Origin of the sequence: Mesorhizobium sp. M0800, assembly GCF_040320095.1 — a bacterium.
Classification (GTDB): Bacteria; Pseudomonadota; Alphaproteobacteria; order Rhizobiales; family Rhizobiaceae; genus Mesorhizobium.
Genome location: NZ_JAMYOZ010000006.1, coordinates 68,177 through 85,980, shown reverse-complemented (window position 1 = coordinate 85,980; position 17,804 = coordinate 68,177). Strand labels below are relative to the sequence as shown.

Genomic DNA, 17,804 nt, shown 5'->3' with positions numbered 1-17,804 from the left:
AGGAGATATCCATGCGCATGCCTCCCGGCATCGTCGCCCTCATCGCAGTTCTAATGTCTTGGCCGGCCCTGGCAGCAGACAAGACCGTCGTTCTCGATGTGAAAAACGCGGACTGCGTGCTCTGCCCCCCGATCGTGAAACAATCACTACTGCGCGTGAAGGGCGTCAAGAAGGTGGAGACCCGTCAAGCGGATCAAATGGCCGACTTCATGGCCACCGTCACGTTTGACGACACAGTCGCCAACGAAACCGCGCTGATCGCGGCGACGACGAAGGCCGGCTATCCATCCCATGTCGCGAGCGCAAATTGAAAGGTCCCACTTGAGCGACCGCACACTCATCGCTACTGGCCTGGTCGGTAGTATCCTCGCGGCGATCTGCTGTGCGGCGCCGTTGCTCGCCGCCGTCCTGCCTTTGGCCGGCTTTGGTGCATGGATGGCGGGCGCGGGTCTGGCCGCAATTCCGCTAATCATCATTGCGGGTTTGGCTCTCGTTGTATGGCGCCACCATCATCGACCGGCAAAACCCACCGGCTGCGAGCTAAAGACTCACGAGGAGGACACGAGGCCATGAACGACTGCTGCACATCACCCTCGTCGCCGGCCGAGCGCCGACCATCCGCATCCGCGACACTGCCGGCGTTTGTCATACGGCAGGCCGTGACATTTCCCGACTGGTCGGTCGTCTCATCACCAGCGGTCAGGGACGCACTGCAGGCCATGGCCGGCTCCGATCATGTGTTCCATCGTTGGAGCGGCTACGATCCCATCACGGACCGCATCCGCGTTGCCCTGCTTCAGCTTTACGTCGAAGACGGGCGAGCGCCCGTCCCAGCCACGCTTGCAGAGCGCACAGGGTTGAATGAGCCCACAATCTGGTCTCAGCTGGAAGAACTCCGCCGGCGCGACATGGTTGTTCTCGAAGGCGGGCGCATCGTCGGCGCCTATCCCTTCAGCGACCGGGAGACCGGGCATCGGGTGACGTTGGACGGGTACATTGTCAACGCCATGTGTGCGGTCGACGCCCTCGGCATCGGTGCCATGACCGATCGTGACATCTCGATCGCCTCGCGCTGTCGTCATTGCGGTGCGCCAATCCGTATCGTTACGCAGCATCGGGGGCGAGCACTGGCTGATATCGAGCCGACGACGGCCGCTATGTGGCAAAGCGTCCGTTATGAAGGTGCATGCGCCGCAAATTCGTTGTGCGCGACGACCGCCTTCTTCTGCTCGGATGATCATCTTTCTGCCTGGCGCCGCGAACGTTCTGCCGACGAACCCGGCTTTCGGCTGTCGATCGAGGAAGGGCTCGAGGCCGGCCGTGCACTCTTCGGACCAAGCCTCGCTGGTCTCGATAGAGCGCCGCGACCGCCGACTGATCCGGCACCCAAGAGCGCGGCCGTCGCGAACGGCTCCGTCCGCGCCAACGGCCGCAACGGCGCTTATGATCTTCTCGTGATCGGCGCGGGCTCGGCCGGCTTCTCCGCCGCGATCACGGCCGCCGATCAAGGCGCACAAGTGGCGCTCATCGGCAGCGGCACCATCGGCGGCACCTGCGTCAATATTGGCTGCGTGCCGTCAAAGACCTTGATCCGCGCCGCCGAGACACTGCACAACGCCCGCGTGACGGCACGCTTCGCCGGCATCACGGCCGAGGCCCAATTGGCCAACTGGCGGGAAACCATTCACCAAAAGGATGCACTCGTCTCCCAACTACGCCAGGCCAAGTACGCGGACCTGCTCCCGGCCTACAACCGCATCGCCTATCGGGAAGGGTCGGCGCGTCTCGTCGACGGCGGAGTCGAGGTGAATGGCGCACGCGTCGCAGCCGGCAAGATCATCATCGCGACCGGTGCACGGCCCGCCGTGCCCGCCATCGCTGGCATCGAGTCCGTGCCGTATCTCACCAGCACAAGCGCGCTCGATCTCGAGAAGCTGCCGCGATCGTTGCTCGTCATCGGCGGCGGCTACATCGGCGCCGAGCTCGCCCAGATGTTCGCTCGCGCCGGTGTCAAGGTGACGCTCGTGTGCCGGTCCCGCTTGCTTCCCGAGGCCGAGCCCGAGATTGGCGCGGCGCTTACGGGATACTTCCGCGACGAAGGGATCACGATCATCTCGGGCATTGCCTATCGCGAGATCCGCAAGACAGGGGACGGTGTTTCACTGACCGTCACCCGCGACGGTCAGGACGTGGTGATCGATGCTGATCAGGTACTCGTCAGCACCGGGCGCGCACCAAATGTCGAAGGTCTTGGGCTTGCCGAGCACGGCATTGCTCTCTCCCCGAAGGGCGGCATCGTCGTCGACGACCGCATGCGCACGGCCAGGGCGGGCGTCTATGCGGCCGGCGACGTCATCGGCCGGGACCAGTTCGTCTACATGGCCGCCTACGGCGCGAAGCTCGCCGCCAAGAATGCGCTCAACGGCGACAGCCTGCGCTATGACAATAGCGCCATGCCAGCCGTTGTGTTCACCGATCCGCAGGTGGCGAGCGTCGGTCTGACCGAGGCCGCGGCACGAACCGCCGGACATGCCATCCGCATGTCGACCATCGATCTCAACCAAGTGCCCCGCGCCCTTGCCGCCCGCGACACGCGGGGGCTCATCAAGCTCGTCGCGGATAGTGGCAACGGCCGACTGCTCGGCGCGCACATCCTGGCGCCCGAGGGCGCCGACAGCATTCAGACTGCCGCGCTGGCGATCCGGCAAGGCCTCACTGTCGACGACCTCGCCGATACGATCTTTCCGTATCTCACCACGGTCGAAGGTCTGAAACTGGCAGCACTCGGCTTTGCCAAGGACGTGGCGAAGTTGTCATGCTGTGCTGGGTAAACCCGCGACGACGCAGGATATCGTCAATTGAGGTGCGGTTCGCAATGATGCGACGACTATCGACTATTATCGCTGGGACAATGTCGCCTTTGGTACTCTGCTTTGTCCTAAGCTACTCCACAGTACTCCCCCTCATTCCCACTCGATGGTGCCTGGCGGTTTGCTCGTCACGTCATAGATGACGCGGTTGATGCCGCGCACCTCGTGATGATGCCGGTGGCGGCGGCGCCCAGGAATGCCATGTCGTGACGGTAGATATCCGCGGTGCTGCCATCTACCGATGGTGACGCTTTCGGCGCGTATGCGCGTACATACCGATAAGGGCAGCGGTCACGAGCCGCGCTGTCCCCGCGGGCATTGCTCTACGTGCGCCCTTCAAAGAAAAGGAGCATTGTGACGGGCTTAGCTATAGACGCTGTAGCATTGATCTAATGCGATTTATCGCAGCATCGACACCTTGCTTAGGCAGACTTTCAACCTTGTAAAATGAAAGGAACGTAAGCGAGGCTTGAGGAGCACAGGTATTCAGAATAGCTGTCTTGAGAACACGCCGCACTGGCCGCCTGAGGATCAGCCAATCGACCCACCAAGGTGAGCCCAAAGTTGTTATTGCAACCACCTTCCTTAACTGGCGAAGTCGCGGTTGTATGGCACCAAGATCGGCTGCGTGATCGTATGCAATACCAGGCACCCATACCCTGTCGAACCAGCCCTTCAATATAGCTGGAGGTCCGAACCACCACGTGGGAAAAATCAAGACGATAGTCTCGGCCCAGAGAAGATCCTCAATCTCTTTAGCTACCTCTGTGGTCTTGAATCCGGAATAGTAGCTCGCGCGCTCCGCCGGTGTAAGAGCCGGGAAGAAGCCAGATCGATACAGATCAACATGTCGGCACTGGTGCTTCGCATCCACCAGGGTGTCGATAGCTGCGTTCGAAAGCGTTTGGCAAAGGCTTGGATTGAGTGGATGAGCCGTGACAATCAAACATCGCATACTAATATTTTGAATCCTCCCTAATTTGGTTGCGCTGCGCGTCATCATTCGTGCGGCGCGGTGCTCGGGCAAAGCTTCTCATACCAATCATGGGATTTCGAAATAGCTGTACGCGCCACAGTCTTCAAAGAGCAATTGTCTTTCAACGCCGAGAATGGCCCTTCTACAGCGGTACGCTCGAGACAGCGCCATCGGCGACCTGCCAGGCGTCAGTCGCGCGATATGGACAGCCCCGCGAGAAGCGGCGCGTACGCGGCGAGCCTGTGGGATACGAACTCCGTGAAGAGCCGCACGCGCTTCGTCTTGCGTGTCTCCCCCTGTGTGAGAAGCCAGAGCGTTCCGTACATGTGCAGGTCGGTGCCCGGCACCCTCACCAGCAGGGGGTCGGCATCGCCGACGAAGCAGGGCAGTGTCGTGATCCCGAGCCCTTGCCGTACAGCAACGATCTGCGCCTCGGCGTCCGTGGTCCTGAAGGGAACCCCCGTGGTGCGAACCTCACCCTCGCTGGCCCATTCCGGAATTCCATGAATGCTTATGACGATCCACCGGATGGGATCAGGCGCGCCCGCACGCCACGCGGCTAGTCGATCACAGGACATATAGACGCCGCCGAACACCTCCGGTCCCTTCAGACCATGAAGATTGAGCGGCAGGGTTTTGCGATCGTAGACGACGCGGATCGCGACGTCGGCCTCTCGGTTGGTCAGATTTGCCAGCTCGCCGGACGACAAGATTTCCATCTCGATGTCCGGATGCAGACGCGCGAAATCGGCGAAGTCCGGCATGAGCAGGTGTGTCGCGAGGGGCGGTGCCAGCGTCACCCGCAGAAGCCCGCGCACGCTCTGGTCGCGCCCGAAGACGCGCGTCTCCAGCAGGTGCGACGACACTTCCATCTGGTCCGCGAACTCGAGGACCTCCTCGCCCGCAGTCGTCAGGCGGTAGCCCGAAGGCAGCTTTTCGAACATGTGCACCCCGAGGCGTTCCTCGAGCTGGGCGACACGTCGCAGCACGGTCGAGTGATTCACCCCGAGGCGCTCGGCGGCGGCCCGCACTGAGCCTCCGCGCGCGACAGCAAGAAAGTAGCGAACGTCATCCCAGTCGATCATGGTGCAATCCCGCACCGCGCGGTGCGCCTTCCAAAGCCCGTATCTAACACATCGAACAGCAGTACGGGCGGTCATCATAGCCTATGTCGACGAGCGCGGCTCAATTCCGAACGGCGGACGCCGATCGTCGCGGCTGGCGTCAGTCGTCCAGCCGGATCGATTTCGCACCACCGATGTGCGCGCTTCCGCACTCAACAACTGACGCCGGCGGACCCATTTCGAGGTTCTCGGAGGCAGATGCTGTCCCGACACCACGAAAGGAGAAGTCATGGGAAAGCTTGAGGGTAAGGTTGCAGTCATCACGGGTGGATCGAGCGGCATGGCGCTGGCGAGCGCCAAGCGGTTCGTTGAAGAAGGCGCCTATGTTTTCATCACGGGCCGGAGACAGGAGGCGCTGGACGAGGCCGTCAAGCTGATCGGCCGGAACGTGACCGGCGTGCGCGGCGACGCGGCCAATCTCGACGACCTCGACCGCCTGTTCGATACAGTCAAGCGGGAAAAGGGCAGGATCGACGTCCTGTACGCGAGCGCCGGCACGGGCGAAGCCGTCCCACTGGGCGAGATTACCGAGCAGCACTTCGATGCGGCCTTCGGCCTGAATACGCGCGGCACGCTGTTTACGGTTCAGAAGGCGTTGCCGCTGTTCAACGATGGCGGATCGATCTTCATGACCGGGTCAGTTGCTTCGGTGAAAGGTTTTCCTGGTTACAGCGTGTATGCGGCGAGCAAGGCGGCGCTGCACGCATTCGCACGCGGGTGGCTCAACGAACTCAAGGGCAGGAATATCCGGGTGAACGTGCTGCACCCGGGGCCGATCGCCACGCCGATGCAGGACCAAGTCCTCACCGAGGAGGCGAAGCAGATGTTCGAATCCCTGATCCCGCGGGGAAAGATGGGGCGTCCCGAGGAAATTGCGACGGCCGCGCTGTTTCTTGCTTCCGACGATTCGAGCTTCGTGAATGGGGTCGAGTTGTCTGTCGATGGCGGCTTCTCGGCCATCTGAAATCGCGCCGGATCGCGGGAAGCGGCTGACCGGCGGGAACTAGCGTGTCCATGGTGGAACGACCACGCAAAGTTCGCCACACAGCGGAACGAATAACCCAGCGCCGTTGAAGGCCGGGGAAATCAATACCAACACGGATCGGAGAAGCATTATGAGCTACGCAATTGTAGGATTCGGTAAGATAGGCCAGGCCCTCGCCCGCGCCTTCGCCCGTAAAAACATCGACGTGGCCGTCGCGAGCCGCCGGCCGCCCGAGGCGTTGGCGCCGCAAGCTCGGGCGATTGGACCCACGGTCGTCGCCAAGTCGCTGCGGGATGCACTCGAGGCCGACACAATCATCTTGGCAGTCCCGTTCGGAGAGCACCGCGAAGTTGCGAAGGCTCTGCCGAGCTGGGAAGGCAAGACAGTCATCGACGCGATGAACGCGTTTCCAGTCCCTGAAGAGCTGGACGGTCTCCCGTCCTCCGCCTTCGTCGCGAAGGCGTTCACCGGCGCCAAGCTCGTCAAAGGGTTCAATCATCTGGTTGCGGCCACCCTGGCTGCCGATCCGATCGTCGAGGGCGGGCACCGTGTCGTCTTTCTGTCGAGCGACGACGAGGACGCGACCGCTCCCGTGGCGGCCTTGGCCAAACAACTTGGGTTCGCACCCGTCAAGCTGGGAAAGCTCAACGAGGGTGGCGCGCTGGTGCACGCGCGCGGCCGCACTTGGGGCCAGCTCATCTTCCAGGATTTGTTCAAGAAGGAGCAGTAATCGATGTACGACCATGTGACCTGGCCCGAGCGATATGATCCGAAAACGTCGGCCATCTACGCACTCAACGACATTGACGTGAAGGCGCCGCCTGAAGCGGTCTGGAAGCTGCTCGTCGAAGCCGAGAATTGGTCGAGCTACTTTCCCGCCGAGGATCAGGTCAAGATTCTGACGGGGGAGCCGGAACTGACGCTCGGAACGCGATACAGCCGTGTGACGGTTGGATTTCCGATGAGTCTGGTCGTGACGGAATGCGAGCCCCTTCGCAGGCTCGCATGGGCGACGACAGTTGATGGCGACGAGACCGGGTCAAGCGCATACCATGGCTGGGTCATCACGCCTACGGACCATGGCTGCCATGTGCTGACCGAGGAAACGCAGCAGGGCCCCTTCTTCCTCGATGAGCTCGGGCGCAAACATCCCGGCGCACTCTACCGGTATCACCAGGACTGGGTCGAAAGCCTCGCCCACGCAGCGGAGGCGGAAACAGCGAAGACGACAGTGGATTGATTGCGCTTCCTATTTAATTTTGGAGATGAATGAGATGAATATCGAACTCAAAGGCCGCAAGGCCATTGTTACCGGATCCACCGCCGGTATCGGCCGCGCGACGGCGGAGGGGTTGGCGCGTGCCGGTGCATCGGTCGTCGTCAACGGCCGTGGAAACGCTCGGGTCGATGAGGCGGTGCGGCAGATGCGGCAGGCCTTCCCCGGCAGCGACATCTCGGGTATCGCCGCTGATCTTGCGACAGCGGAGGGGGCAAAAGCCTTGATCGCGCATGCGCCGGACGCCGATATCCTTGTGAACAACGTCGGTACAGCACACATCCGGAGCTACAACGGCGTCGAGGATATCGCAAATATCCCCGATGAGGACTGGCTTGACCTCTTCCAGTTGAACGTAATGAGTGGCGTGCGCGTGAGCCGTCATTACCTGCCGCGGATGGTGGCGAAAGGCTGGGGCCGCGTCGTGTTCATAAGTAGCGAATCCGCAGTCAACATCCCTAAGGAAATGCTCGACTATGGCATGACCAAGACCGCTCAACTCGCGGTTTCACGCGGGCTTGCCGAGGCGGTCGCGGGCACGGGCGTCACCGTCAACGCCGTCCTGCCGGGACCTACCCGCTCTGAGATCCTGGGCAACTTCATGGCGAAACAGGCTGACGCAAATGGAATCACGCAGCACGAAGCCGAGCAGGGCTTCCTGCAGGCGATGCGTCCGACGAGCCTCATCCACCGCTTCGCGACCACCGATGAGGTGGCCAACATGATCATCTACACATGCTCGGAGCAGGCTTCGGCGACCACCGGCGCGGCTTTGCGGGTGGATGGTGGCGTGGTCCGCTTCGTCGCGTAGCAGGACGACCAAATTGTTCCGTTCGCCAACTCGGGTCCGCTGTCGGCCAAGCTGCTGAAGCATGGCACGCTTAAGTCTACAGGGATCTGCCGCACGGCATGCGCACGATCCACGCATTGCGGGAGCACTCTGAAACTATGCGAGGCACGAGAACGTATTCAGCTACGGCGCCGTCCCCGCTGTGCTCGGCGGCCATGCGCTCGTCTCGTTGGTCCCGCCCCGGGGCTTAGACCATGATACAAATCCACGGAACATGATGTCTATTGTCCGAGGAATTGGATCGGCGCTCCAATCCCAATCCAAAGCATGTGCTGTGAACGGCGCGGTGTATCGATCCCTTTGAGCATCTCTACACATAATCGAAGGTCTATCGCCGACCTGCAAAACGGCTGCTTGTTCTTGCGGAATCGCCCGCGAACTATCGCCTCCTATCATTGACCAACAATTTCCGAATATATCCGACAGTACTCCAACCTACTCTACCGTACGCCCCTCACTCCCACTCGATTGTTCTAAATCTAGTTAGGCCATTGATATAGCTAGTTTTTTATTCGTTGCCGCGCAAGAAGCCGACCCATGGGCCGTCAAAACGTTACAGTCTTGATTTCAAAGGGAAAAATAGCACGAAAATTTTTTGTGCGGTTTCGGCATCTATCGAAGTCGATCGCCTTTCCGGACCCACTTTGGGCAACTCAGGTGGGTTTCACAGCGAACGAAGAAAGTACCGTCACCAACTTTCATAGCACAGCGCGCCACAACGCGACCCGCCGCGGCAGCGTCATCCAAGCGCCATCCCTCTCCGTTTGTGGGTGAACTGGATACCGCTGGCAGTGCAAACTGGACACTCCCGGCAGTATAAACTGGACACCTCAAGACCCACTCCCTCCGAGGGCGCGACAGCACGGTTCAAGGTGCAATGTCGCGCCCTCACTTGCTGAACTTCTTCCCGGGAGGGGGCCGGGGGAGGTTGAATAGCCTGTGGGTCTTTTGGGACCGTTTGCGGACCGGCCTGAGCCTAGGAATCGTTTTGCTCAACTGCCCCTTCGAGACGGCTGACCGGCCAAAGACGCCCCTCAGGGGAGAGGGGGCCCGCGTTCCGTGGCACCGGCCCGCAACCTTCAGAATATGATAGCCCGCGGCAACCGGAGAAGGGAATCTGTGCTCTCAAACCAGCATCGACTGCTGGGAGAAGATGCCCGCCATCGCGCCGTGCGATGATGCCGTGGTGACCGAGGGCATGAGGGGGTTGGCGAGGTCGCCGGCGGCGTAGATGCCGGGCATGCTGGTTTCGCGGCGCTCGTCGACCTTGAGGGCGATGCCGAGGGGCGTATCGACCGTGGCGAGGCCCAGTGATTCATGCAGGCTTGCGGACGGCTTGTTGCGCGGATGCGCGAACAGGATGTCGACCGCGACATTGCGTCCGGTATCGAGATTGACGGTGGCGATATGGCCCCCGCGATGGGCGATCTCGATGATCCGGCCATCGACGACAGGTATGTTGCGGCGCGCGAGATCGGCCCGGATATCGGGCGGAATGTCGTGACCATCGGCGAAGAGCGTCAACGTGTCGGTCCAATCGTGGAACAGCCTGACATGATTGTGCGACTGCGGGCCGGACCAGACGAGGCCCCAATGCTGGTCGGCGACTTCAAAGCCGTCGCAATAGGGGCAGGGCACGATGGACGTGCCCCAGCCTTCGGCAAAGCCCGGAACATCAGGCATCTGGTCGGCGACGCCATAGCTCAGGATCAGGCGGCGCGCCGCAAGGCTTTCGCCATCGCCAGTGAGGACGGAGAAATCGTCGATGGCGCCGGAGACGCTGTCGGCCCGGGCATTGACCAGCCTGATCGTGGGATAGCGCGCCAGCTGCTGCCGCGCCTCGGCCAGGATGTCCAGCGGTGGCTTGTGATCGTGGCCGAGCAGACCATGCGAATGGCCGGCGAAGCGGTTGCGCGGCAGGCCGGTATCGAGAACGGTGACCTTGCGGCGGGCACGGCCGAGCTGCAGGGCGCCGGCGAGACCGGCAAAGCTGCCGCCGATGATGATGACGTCATCCATGGTGATGGGCTCCGTGTCGTGGATGGAGGGGGTTGGGCTGGGCCTGGCGCGCAATATCGTCCAGGGATACGCGCTCGAGACGGGCAGCTAGCAGGGCTTCGGCCTCTGCGAGAAAGTCGCCCATCACTGTGTTGACCGGCCGGACAATGCCGCATTCGATATCGCCGGGCGGCCCGGGGAAACTTGATTTGGACAACAGGTTGAAACCTACCCACTGGCTTGCACATTTCCGATACTACATGGTATCGTAATGCACGAATTAGGATACTGTCAAGTACTGGAATTGTCGTGACCGTAAACAGCCAGGGCCGGCGCGGCCGGCCCGCCAACGAGGCGCTTGGCCAAACGATAGTCGACGCCGCGTGCGAACTCTTTGTGGAATTGGGTTTTCAAGCGACGACATTGGACAAGGTCGCCCAGCGGGCGAAGATATCCAAGCTCAGCATCTATCGGCACTTCGAGAACAAGGAGGCGCTGTTCAGCGCGGCCATCGCGACCCGCTGCCATCAGTTTGCACCACAGGCCCTTTTTGAAGGCGTCGACGGTGCGGCCGAAGATCAGCTCATGGCGGTGGGATCATCCCTGCTTCGCACGCTGTTGAGCTCGGACGTCCGCAGTGTCGAAGCCATGATCATGGCCGACAAGACGAATCAAAAGTCGCTAAGCAAGCTCCATTACGAAGCCGGCCCCGCCCATGTCATCGCCCAAATCGAGGCCCTGTTGCGTCAGTTGCACGCGAAGGCGGTTCTGAACGTGCCCGATCCTCTCCGGTCCGCCCGCTTGTTTGCCGCGCTTTTCAAAGGATCCGATCTCCTGATTATCGCACGCTTCGATGAGGCGAGAGCAGAGGACGACAACGAAATCGAATCCTATTGCCGGTCGGCCGTCGCCATGTTCATCGCCGCGCACGGTGGCAACGACCACGCGGGCGGATAAGCATTTGATTGCTCCGGGCAGCTTGGCCGGGACCGTCGTCCAGGCGCTTCGTCATATTGGGCCGGCGCGCGCGGCCGAGCTTGCACAGATCGCGGCACCTCATCTTTCTCCCAACGATAAAAAGACGCTCGCATCTACCGCGGTCCAAGCTCCCGCCTGGATGCGGTCGACGCTTCTCTCCATCGCAGATCCGGCAGCAGTCGGGACAACATTTGATAGGTGATGCGACGGTGCCATCCGACGATATGCTATCGGGTCCCGGAACATCGATCGGTACCGCAGCCAAAGCTGAAACTATGTATGTCGATAACTAAAGTACCGTCAGCGCGGAAATGTCATGCTTCGGGCAATTTCAGTTATATATTTCAAAGCGTTGACACACAGAAAAGTACCGTCAAACCCTAAAAAAGGAATGACGGTACTTTTTAGAATGCTCTGTCGGATACGAAAAGCACCGTCAAAAGTACCGTCAGAGTGATCTGCTACAAGCTGCGAGCCGCGCCAGGCGCTCCGATAAACTTAACGATTTCAATGACTTGATAGATTTGTCAATTCCATTGATAATGTGCCCTGGCTAGCAGTCTGCCCTGCCCGCAAATCATTGTATTTTCTGCGAAATACTACGCTAGAGCCGCCTATCATCGCCGTTTCCCTCACTCCCACTCGATGGTGCCCGGCGGTTTGCTCGTCACGTCGTAGACGACGCGGTTGATGCCGCGTACCTCGTTGATGATGCGGGTGGCGGCTGCTCCCAGGAATGCCATGTCGTAATGGTAGAAGTCGGCCGTCATGCCGTCGACCGAGGTGACGGCGCGCAGCGCGCAGACGAATTCGTAGGTGCGGCCGTCGCCCATCACGCCGACGGTCTGCACCGGCAGCAGCACGGCGAAGGCCTGCCAGATGGCGTCGTAGAGGCCGGCCTTGCGGATCTCGTCGAGATAGATGGCGTCGGCCTCGCGCAGGATCTCCAGCTTTTCGCGGGTGATGCCGCCCGGACAGCGGATGGCGAGACCGGGACCGGGGAACGGATGCCGGCCAATGAAGCTGTCGGGCAGGCCGAGCTCCTTGCCGAGCGCCCTCACCTCGTCCTTGAACAATTCGCGCAGCGGCTCGACCAGCTGCATGTTCATACGCTCGGGCAGGCCGCCGACATTGTGATGCGACTTGATGGTCACCGACGGGCCGCCGCTGAAAGAGACGCTTTCGATGACGTCGGGATAGAGGGTGCCTTGTGCCAGGAAATCGGCGCCGCCGAGCTTCTCGGCCTCCTCCTCGAACACTTCGATGAACAGCCGCCCGATGGTCTTGCGCTTCTTCTCGGGGTCCGACTCGCCCTCGAGCGCGCCGATGAAACGGTCCGCAGCGTCGACCAGGATCAGCGGCAGATTGTAGTGCTGGCGAAACATCTCCACCACGCCTGATGCCTCGTCCTTGCGCATCAGACCGTGATCGACAAGGATGCAGGTGAGTTGGTCGCCGACCGCCTCATGGATCAGCAAGGCCGCGACCGAGGAATCGACGCCGCCCGACAGCGCGCAGATCACCTTGCCCTTGCCGACCTGCTTGCGGATCGTCTCGACCGCGTGCTCGCGGTAGGCGCGCATCGTCCAGTCGCCTTCGATGCCGGCGATGTTGTGGACGAAGTTGCGGAGCAGCCTGGCGCCGTCCGGCGTATGCACCACTTCGGGGTGGAACATGAGGCCGTACATTTTGCGCTCGACATTGCCGAAGATGGCGAAGGGCGAGCCCTCCGATTTTCCTAGCACCTCGAACCCCTTGGGCAGGGAGATGACGCGGTCGCCATGGCTCATCCACACCTGGTGGCGCTGGCCGGGCGCCCACAGGCCCTCGAACAGCGGGCTGTCCTCGGCGATCTCGACGAAGGCGCGGCCGAATTCGCGGTGGTCGGAGCTTTCGGCGACGCCGCCCATCTGCACGCACATCGCCATCTGGCCATAGCAGATGCCGAGCACCGGCACGCCGGCATCGAAGACGATCTGCGGCGCGCGCGGGCTGCCGATGTCGCCGGTCGAGGCCGGGCCGCCGGACAGGATCACCGCCTTCGGATTGATGCGCTTGAACGCCGCCTCGGCCGACTGGAAGGGCACGATCTCGGAAAACACGCCGGCCTCGCGGATGCGGCGGGCGATCAGCTGGGTGAACTGGCTGCCGAAATCGACAATCAGGACGGTGTCGGGATGATTGGCTGTTTTCATGGCGAGCGTTTAGAGAAAGAAACGAGTCGGCGCAATGGGTTGTGAGGTCGCGCTTTCACTTCGATTCCGGTGTGTCGTCCTGAACGCCAGAGGCTTTGTCCAATGCATCAGTTTGCGTTGTATCGAGTGACCGCAAGGCGCCCATCAGCGCCGCGAAACGCTCGTGACCAAGGCGGGCAACATAGCTCCGTTCGATCTGCAGCTTGATGCGGTCGCCATCGCGCAGGGCGTCCAGGCCCTTGCGGGTGTAGCGCACAAGCTTGCCGCGACCGTCTTGCGGATCGGGCAGACGCTGCAACACACCTTCCGTCTCCAGGCCATCGAGCAATTGCTGAATCGCCTGCTTTGAGGTCGCCGAGCGCTCGATCAGCGCCGACTGGCGCATGCCGCCGCGCGGGATGTGTCCAAGCAGGCCGGCACGCGCTTCGGTGAACCAGTGATGGCCGGCAGCGCGCATCGCAGCGGCGAACTCGGTCTGCCAGGCGCGGCTCGCCTGCCACAGCCGCCAACCTATGTGATCCGGCAGCGTTTCAGGTTTTTCGTCAAGGCCCTTGACCAAATTCTTCTCGCCCGATACATAGTCAAGCATCTTGACTACTAGTTCACTGTAAGTGGCGATGCCGGTCAAGGCAATCGGCGACTTCAATTCAGGAGGAAATCATGGCAGCACTTCAGAAGGAAACCCTTGCAATGCTCATTCCGGGCATGACCCATGTGTTGGAACGAAACGGCAAGGAGGCTTACGTCTATTTTGAAAGCGAGGGTGCCGCGCACATGCTGCTCGACGATGGCGAGGCGCGAAGCGGGCGCTGGTGGATGCTCGATGACGGTTATGTCGCCGACTGGGACACCGGCGCGACCGGACGCTGGACCCTCGATCACGAGCCCGGGTCAGTCACTTACATCAATCGCGACAACGCCGTCCGCTTCAGGATGATCGGCGTGCTGTTCGGCAACGCTAAGAACCTGCCGCCCCAACAAGCTTGAAGTCGATCGCGCCGGAGGCGATCGCCTGTTCCAGCAGTTGCACCGCCGCGGCCAGCTTCTCGTCGATGACGTGCAGATATTCGGTCCAGTCGCCAACGTGTCTCAGATCGGCCGCCCCGTCGGAAATGCCGCGCAGGCCGATAAGCGGAACGTCGAACAGCTGGCAGGCGCGCAGGCAGGCGAAGGTCTCCATATCGACCATGTCGGCCGCGATCGCGTCGTAGGCGGCGCCGGTGACGATTGCCGCCCCGGTCGACAGCGTCGCCTGTCTGACGCCTGGTATCCTGAACGGCAGCGGCACGCTGACAGGCAGATCGAGGAACGGCGTGGCGCCCTTCTCGAACCCAAGGGGCGAGGCGTCCATGTCGCGGTAGCCAACCGAAACGGCCTGGTAGATTTCCGTCTGCTCCAGCGTCCGGCTGCCCGCCGACCCGAGCGACACGACGAGATCGGGCAGCGCCATCCCGGCATGCAGCCGGGATAGTTCGGCGCTGAGTCCGACGCCGGCCTCGACCGGTCCGACGCCGGTCAGCAGCGGCGTGAACAGCCGCTGCAGGTGTGGACCGTATTCGGCCTCGGCCGCCATGACGAAGAGAACGGACTTGCCGGAGATCGGGGTGAGCTCACCAGGTGTCTTGCCGGCCATGATCGTCCATCCCCCTACCCGCTCCTCAGCCCTCGATACCGTCGCGGCCGAGCACTGTCATCATCGTTCCGGTCATTGTGGCAATCAGCTTGGCCTCGCCATCGACGGCGAACGCATAGGCTTGTCCGTCGGCGACGATGATGGTGCGGCCAGGCTTGGTCACCGAGCCGCGGAACAGGAAGCGCTCGCCCCTGCCGGGCGCCAGCAGATTGACCTTGAACTCGATGGTCAGCACGCCGGAATTTTCCGGCATCAGCGAGAAGGCCGCATAGCCGCAGGCCGAGTCGAGAGCCGTCGAAATGACGCCGGCATGGAGAAAGCCGTGCTGCTGCGTCAATGCCGCAGAATAGGGCATTTCGATCTCGATGATGCCGGGCGTCACCAGCGTCAGCTCGGCGCCAATCGTCATCATCGCGTTCTGGCGCGCGAAGGACGTCCTGACGCGGTCCTCATAATCGGGAGCAGGAACGATCTTTGCTGCCATGGCCGTCGCCCTTTGTTTCTCGGCAAATCTCATTGCAAAGGCATTTATCGCAGAGGGGTGGGCGGCAGGCAATCGCAAATGCTGCACTGCAGCATTCGGCTTAGCCCTATATCGATGGCAGCGATTCAGCCGGCCCACCGCAGCGCGCAGAAGTAAAAGCCGTCGGTGCCGCTCAGCAATGGCGACAGCGAAATGCCGCCCGCAGCGCCTATCCGCATTGCCGCTTCGTGGCCCGCAAAACGGCTGTCCCAAAGCTGGCGGTGATCGAGCGGGACAAAGCCGGGATGGCGGTCCCGGAAGGCCGAAACCTGGTCGCCATTCTCCTCGTCGAACACCGAACAGGTGATGTAGACCAGCAGGCCGCCGGGTTTGACGAAGTCCCTGGCGGCATCGAGTATCGTCTCCTGCTCGCCCTTGCGGGCGTCGAGCTGTCTTTGCGTCAGCCGCCATTTGGCATCCGGCCGGCGCCGCCAGGTGCCGCTGCCGGTGCAGGGCGCATCGATCAGGACGATGTCCATATGCTTGCCGAGCGGCGCGAGTTCGGCCGGCTTGGTGACGATCTGCACGTTGCGGTTTTCCGAGCGGCGGATGCGGTCGAAGATCGGCGCCAGCCTGGCCTTCTCGGCGTCGTGGGCGAAGATCTGGCCGCGATTGTCCATCGCCGCGGACAGCGCCAGCGTCTTGCCGCCGGCGCCGGCGCAAAAATCGAGCACCTGCATTCCAGGTTCGGCGCCGGCCAGTTCGGCCGCAATCTGGGAGCCCTCGTCCTGAACTTCGAACCAGCCTTTCTGGAAGGCCGGCTCGGCCTGCACGTTCGGGTGCCTGCCGTCGCCTTCGATCGGCGGGATGCGGATGCCGTGCGGCGCGATCCGCGCAGGCTTGGCGCCGGTCTCCGCCAACTCGGCCAGCACCTTGCCGCGATCGGCCTTCAGCGTATTGACCCTGAGGTCGAGCGGCGGGCGTGTCGCGAGAGCGGCACCCTCTTCCACCCAGGCCGTGCCAAACGCCCGTTCGAACAGCGGCATGCACCAGTCGGGGATGTCTGCCCTGACGGCCGGCGGCGCATCGGCAAGCCGGCGACCGCCGAGCGTTTTCAATTCGTCGGCGGTAAGCAGCGGCGGCGCGAACTTGTCGCCCTCGAGCGCCTCGTTCAGCGACTGCGCCGTCTGGCCCCATTCGAGCAGCAGCGCGCCGAAGCCGATGGCGCGCGGCGTGTCTTCGCCCAACAGCCAGCCGGCCGAGCGCTTGCGGCGCAGCGCGTCGTAGACGATGTTGCCGATCGCGGCGCGGTCGCCGCCACCGGCGAAGCGGTGCGACAGGCCCCAGTCCTTCAGCGCATCGGCCACCGGCCGGTGGCGCCGGCCAATGTCGTCAAGCACTTCAATGGCTGCCGCCAGCCGCCCGCCCAGTCTCATTGTCGTCTTCCATTACTCAGTAAATTAATTCCGGCCCTGCTCTTAGAGCTTTTCGTGCCCTGATTGAAACAGTTCTGTTTCGCCGACGGCGAGACAATCCATGCAAGGGGTGACGAATGTGGATTGGTGCATCGCGAGCCGCCCCGCGCCGGCATGCGGAACCAAACAATTCGATCAATATATTACAAGTCTCTAATGTGCGTGTCCGGCGCTCACAAGCATAGCGGCTTGCGCAACTGCTCTGCTTTGCAAGTTTTCCGGTTGCGAATACTCTTTGCGCAGTGATTCGCGTCGCAGAAAAAGCGGAGCCGCGGGTCGATACGAGGAGAGGGCAATGAAAACTTATCTGGCGGAAGTTCTAGGCACGTTTCTATTGGTGTTCATCGGCACGGCTTCGGTGGTGACGGGCGGCTTCGGCGGCGCGCTGCCGCTCGGCCAGGAAGGTATCGGTCTGGCGTTCGGCATCGGCCTGATAGCGGCCGCTTACGCGATCGGCCCGATTTCCGGCGCGCACCTCAATCCGGCGGTGACGCTCGGTGTGTTCCTCGCCGGGCGGATGCCGGCCAGGGATGTCATTCCCTACTGGATCGCGCAGGTCATCGGCGCCATCATCGCGTCGCTGGCGCTGTGGATCATCGTCTCCGGACAGGTCGGCGGCCACACCGGCGGCTTCGGCGCCAATGGCTGGGACGTGACGAAATGGGGCGTCAGCTCGGCCTTCCTGTGGGAGCTGATCGGAACCTTCACCTTCGTCACGGTGATCCTCGGCGTCACCAACGCCAAGCACACCACTGCCTTCGCCGGCCTGGTCATCGGCCTGACGCTGGCCGGACTGCATTTCGCCATCATCCCGGTGACCGGCACATCGCTCAACCCGGCCCGTTCGATCGGCCCGGCGCTGTTTTCGGGAACTGCGGCGATCGGCCAGCTGTGGCTGTTCATCGTCGCGCCGCTGATCGGCGGCGCCATCGCCGGCGTGGTCGCCAAGGCCGGTATCTTCGAGAAAGACTGATTTTTCGA

Annotated in this window: 17 protein-coding genes and 3 pseudogenes; 11 read left to right on the top strand and 9 right to left on the bottom strand. The window is 62.1% G+C overall.

The window, feature by feature from the left end; translation table 11 throughout:
* Nucleotides 1-11 precede the first annotated feature (11 nt).
* Both NKI18_RS10280 and merBA read left to right on the top strand, forming a co-directional pair.
* Complete coding sequence (locus NKI18_RS10280) at nucleotides 12-311, top strand: heavy-metal-associated domain-containing protein (protein ID WP_353019622.1); 300 nt, start codon at nucleotides 12-14, stop codon at nucleotides 309-311.
* A gap of 258 nt (nucleotides 312-569) precedes the next feature.
* Nucleotides 570-2,831, top strand: coding sequence for a bifunctional organomercurial lyase/mercury(II) reductase MerBA (merBA, locus tag NKI18_RS10275; RefSeq protein ID WP_353019723.1), 2,262 nt, complete (start codon nucleotides 570-572; stop codon nucleotides 2,829-2,831).
* A 132-nt stretch (nucleotides 2,832-2,963) separates the two neighbouring features.
* Here merBA and NKI18_RS10270 read toward each other — a convergent pair.
* The 3 genes and pseudogenes from NKI18_RS10270 to NKI18_RS10260 form a co-directional block, all read right to left on the bottom strand.
* Nucleotides 2,964-3,130: pseudogene (locus NKI18_RS10270) on the bottom strand (GMP synthase (glutamine-hydrolyzing)); the annotation flags it as partial.
* A 107-nt stretch (nucleotides 3,131-3,237) separates the two neighbouring features.
* Nucleotides 3,238-3,825 (bottom strand): NAD(P)H-dependent oxidoreductase, encoded by a 588-nt coding sequence (locus tag NKI18_RS10265; protein WP_352615283.1) that lies wholly within the window; start codon nucleotides 3,823-3,825, stop codon nucleotides 3,238-3,240.
* A 209-nt stretch (nucleotides 3,826-4,034) separates the two neighbouring features.
* Nucleotides 4,035-4,931, bottom strand: coding sequence for a LysR family transcriptional regulator (locus NKI18_RS10260; protein WP_352614866.1), 897 nt, complete (start codon nucleotides 4,929-4,931; stop codon nucleotides 4,035-4,037).
* 268 nt (nucleotides 4,932-5,199) lie between these two features.
* On the opposite strand from NKI18_RS10260, the gene NKI18_RS10255 reads away from it, so the two are divergent.
* The 5 genes and pseudogenes from NKI18_RS10255 to NKI18_RS10235 all read left to right on the top strand — a co-directional run.
* Nucleotides 5,200-5,934, top strand: a complete 735-nt coding sequence (locus NKI18_RS10255; protein WP_023676197.1) for an SDR family NAD(P)-dependent oxidoreductase — start codon at nucleotides 5,200-5,202, stop codon at nucleotides 5,932-5,934.
* A gap of 151 nt (nucleotides 5,935-6,085) precedes the next feature.
* Nucleotides 6,086-6,685, top strand: coding sequence for an NADPH-dependent F420 reductase (locus tag NKI18_RS10250; protein WP_352614864.1), 600 nt, complete (start codon nucleotides 6,086-6,088; stop codon nucleotides 6,683-6,685).
* 3 nt (nucleotides 6,686-6,688) lie between these two features.
* The gene (locus NKI18_RS10245; RefSeq protein ID WP_352614862.1) at nucleotides 6,689-7,195 is read left to right on the top strand and encodes an SRPBCC domain-containing protein; all 507 of its coding nucleotides are present in this window, start codon (nucleotides 6,689-6,691) and stop codon (nucleotides 7,193-7,195) included.
* 34 nt (nucleotides 7,196-7,229) lie between these two features.
* Nucleotides 7,230-8,042 (top strand): SDR family NAD(P)-dependent oxidoreductase, encoded by an 813-nt coding sequence (locus NKI18_RS10240; protein WP_352614861.1) that lies wholly within the window; start codon nucleotides 7,230-7,232, stop codon nucleotides 8,040-8,042.
* Between the two features lie 3 nt (nucleotides 8,043-8,045).
* Nucleotides 8,046-8,158, top strand: a pseudogene (locus tag NKI18_RS10235) (alpha/beta fold hydrolase); the annotation flags it as partial.
* 1,048 nt (nucleotides 8,159-9,206) lie between these two features.
* Here the strand turns inward: NKI18_RS10235 and NKI18_RS10230 are convergent.
* Nucleotides 9,207-10,100, bottom strand: a complete 894-nt coding sequence (locus NKI18_RS10230; protein ID WP_352614859.1) for an NAD(P)/FAD-dependent oxidoreductase — start codon at nucleotides 10,098-10,100, stop codon at nucleotides 9,207-9,209.
* A gap of 288 nt (nucleotides 10,101-10,388) precedes the next feature.
* On the opposite strand from NKI18_RS10230, the gene NKI18_RS10225 reads away from it, so the two are divergent.
* Nucleotides 10,389-11,036 (top strand): TetR/AcrR family transcriptional regulator, encoded by a 648-nt coding sequence (locus tag NKI18_RS10225; protein ID WP_352614857.1) that lies wholly within the window; start codon nucleotides 10,389-10,391, stop codon nucleotides 11,034-11,036.
* A pseudogene (locus tag NKI18_RS10220) lies at nucleotides 11,032-11,259 on the top strand (hypothetical protein); the annotation flags it as partial. The gene NKI18_RS10225 and the pseudogene NKI18_RS10220, both read left to right, overlap by 5 nt.
* A gap of 430 nt (nucleotides 11,260-11,689) precedes the next feature.
* Here the strand turns inward: NKI18_RS10220 and guaA are convergent.
* Both guaA and NKI18_RS10210 read right to left on the bottom strand, forming a co-directional pair.
* On the bottom strand, nucleotides 11,690-13,252 hold the full coding sequence (guaA, locus tag NKI18_RS10215) for a glutamine-hydrolyzing GMP synthase (protein WP_352614855.1): 1,563 nt from the start codon (nucleotides 13,250-13,252) through the stop codon (nucleotides 11,690-11,692).
* Between the two features lie 55 nt (nucleotides 13,253-13,307).
* Entirely contained in the window at nucleotides 13,308-13,841 is a 534-nt protein-coding gene (locus NKI18_RS10210; RefSeq protein WP_353019615.1) for a MarR family winged helix-turn-helix transcriptional regulator, read from the bottom strand.
* 71 nt (nucleotides 13,842-13,912) lie between these two features.
* Here NKI18_RS10210 and NKI18_RS10205 point away from each other — a divergent pair, with 71 nt between their 5' ends.
* Complete coding sequence (locus NKI18_RS10205; RefSeq protein WP_352614851.1) at nucleotides 13,913-14,239, top strand: hypothetical protein; 327 nt, start codon at nucleotides 13,913-13,915, stop codon at nucleotides 14,237-14,239.
* On the opposite strand, the gene NKI18_RS10200 is transcribed toward NKI18_RS10205, so the two are convergent.
* The 3 genes from NKI18_RS10200 to NKI18_RS10190 form a co-directional block, all read right to left on the bottom strand.
* The gene (locus NKI18_RS10200; RefSeq protein ID WP_352614849.1) at nucleotides 14,211-14,885 is read right to left on the bottom strand and encodes a 5'-methylthioadenosine/S-adenosylhomocysteine nucleosidase; all 675 of its coding nucleotides are present in this window, start codon (nucleotides 14,883-14,885) and stop codon (nucleotides 14,211-14,213) included. The genes NKI18_RS10205 and NKI18_RS10200 overlap by 29 nt on opposite strands.
* A gap of 25 nt (nucleotides 14,886-14,910) precedes the next feature.
* Nucleotides 14,911-15,369: a PaaI family thioesterase gene (locus NKI18_RS10195; protein WP_023677140.1), complete on the bottom strand. Its 459-nt coding sequence runs from the start codon at nucleotides 15,367-15,369 to the stop codon at nucleotides 14,911-14,913.
* A gap of 125 nt (nucleotides 15,370-15,494) precedes the next feature.
* Nucleotides 15,495-16,784 (bottom strand): RsmB/NOP family class I SAM-dependent RNA methyltransferase, encoded by a 1,290-nt coding sequence (locus tag NKI18_RS10190; RefSeq protein WP_352614847.1) that lies wholly within the window; start codon nucleotides 16,782-16,784, stop codon nucleotides 15,495-15,497.
* Nucleotides 16,785-17,118: 334 nt separating this feature from the next.
* Here NKI18_RS10190 and NKI18_RS10185 point away from each other — a divergent pair, with 334 nt between their 5' ends.
* The gene (locus NKI18_RS10185) at nucleotides 17,119-17,796 is read left to right on the top strand and encodes an MIP/aquaporin family protein (RefSeq protein WP_023677138.1); all 678 of its coding nucleotides are present in this window, start codon (nucleotides 17,119-17,121) and stop codon (nucleotides 17,794-17,796) included.
* The last annotated feature ends 8 nt before the right edge of the window (nucleotides 17,797-17,804 follow it).

Coding starts and splice junctions, on each gene's coding strand:
- NKI18_RS10280 (WP_353019622.1), top strand. CDS start 12: ATGCGCATGCCTCCCGGCATCGTCGCCCTCATCGCAGTTCTAATGTCT.
- merBA (WP_353019723.1), top strand. CDS start 570: ATGAACGACTGCTGCACATCACCCTCGTCGCCGGCCGAGCGCCGACCA.
- NKI18_RS10265 (WP_352615283.1), bottom strand. CDS start 3,825: ATGCGATGTTTGATTGTCACGGCTCATCCACTCAATCCAAGCCTTTGC.
- NKI18_RS10260 (WP_352614866.1), bottom strand. CDS start 4,931: ATGATCGACTGGGATGACGTTCGCTACTTTCTTGCTGTCGCGCGCGGA.
- NKI18_RS10255 (WP_023676197.1), top strand. CDS start 5,200: ATGGGAAAGCTTGAGGGTAAGGTTGCAGTCATCACGGGTGGATCGAGC.
- NKI18_RS10250 (WP_352614864.1), top strand. CDS start 6,086: ATGAGCTACGCAATTGTAGGATTCGGTAAGATAGGCCAGGCCCTCGCC.
- NKI18_RS10245 (WP_352614862.1), top strand. CDS start 6,689: ATGTACGACCATGTGACCTGGCCCGAGCGATATGATCCGAAAACGTCG.
- NKI18_RS10240 (WP_352614861.1), top strand. CDS start 7,230: ATGAATATCGAACTCAAAGGCCGCAAGGCCATTGTTACCGGATCCACC.
- NKI18_RS10230 (WP_352614859.1), bottom strand. CDS start 10,100: ATGGATGACGTCATCATCATCGGCGGCAGCTTTGCCGGTCTCGCCGGC.
- guaA (WP_352614855.1), bottom strand. CDS start 13,252: ATGAAAACAGCCAATCATCCCGACACCGTCCTGATTGTCGATTTCGGC.
- NKI18_RS10210 (WP_353019615.1), bottom strand. CDS start 13,841: ATGCTTGACTATGTATCGGGCGAGAAGAATTTGGTCAAGGGCCTTGAC.
- NKI18_RS10205 (WP_352614851.1), top strand. CDS start 13,913: ATGGCAGCACTTCAGAAGGAAACCCTTGCAATGCTCATTCCGGGCATG.
- NKI18_RS10200 (WP_352614849.1), bottom strand. CDS start 14,885: ATGGCCGGCAAGACACCTGGTGAGCTCACCCCGATCTCCGGCAAGTCC.
- NKI18_RS10195 (WP_023677140.1), bottom strand. CDS start 15,369: ATGGCAGCAAAGATCGTTCCTGCTCCCGATTATGAGGACCGCGTCAGG.
- NKI18_RS10190 (WP_352614847.1), bottom strand. CDS start 16,784: ATGAGACTGGGCGGGCGGCTGGCGGCAGCCATTGAAGTGCTTGACGAC.
- NKI18_RS10185 (WP_023677138.1), top strand. CDS start 17,119: ATGAAAACTTATCTGGCGGAAGTTCTAGGCACGTTTCTATTGGTGTTC.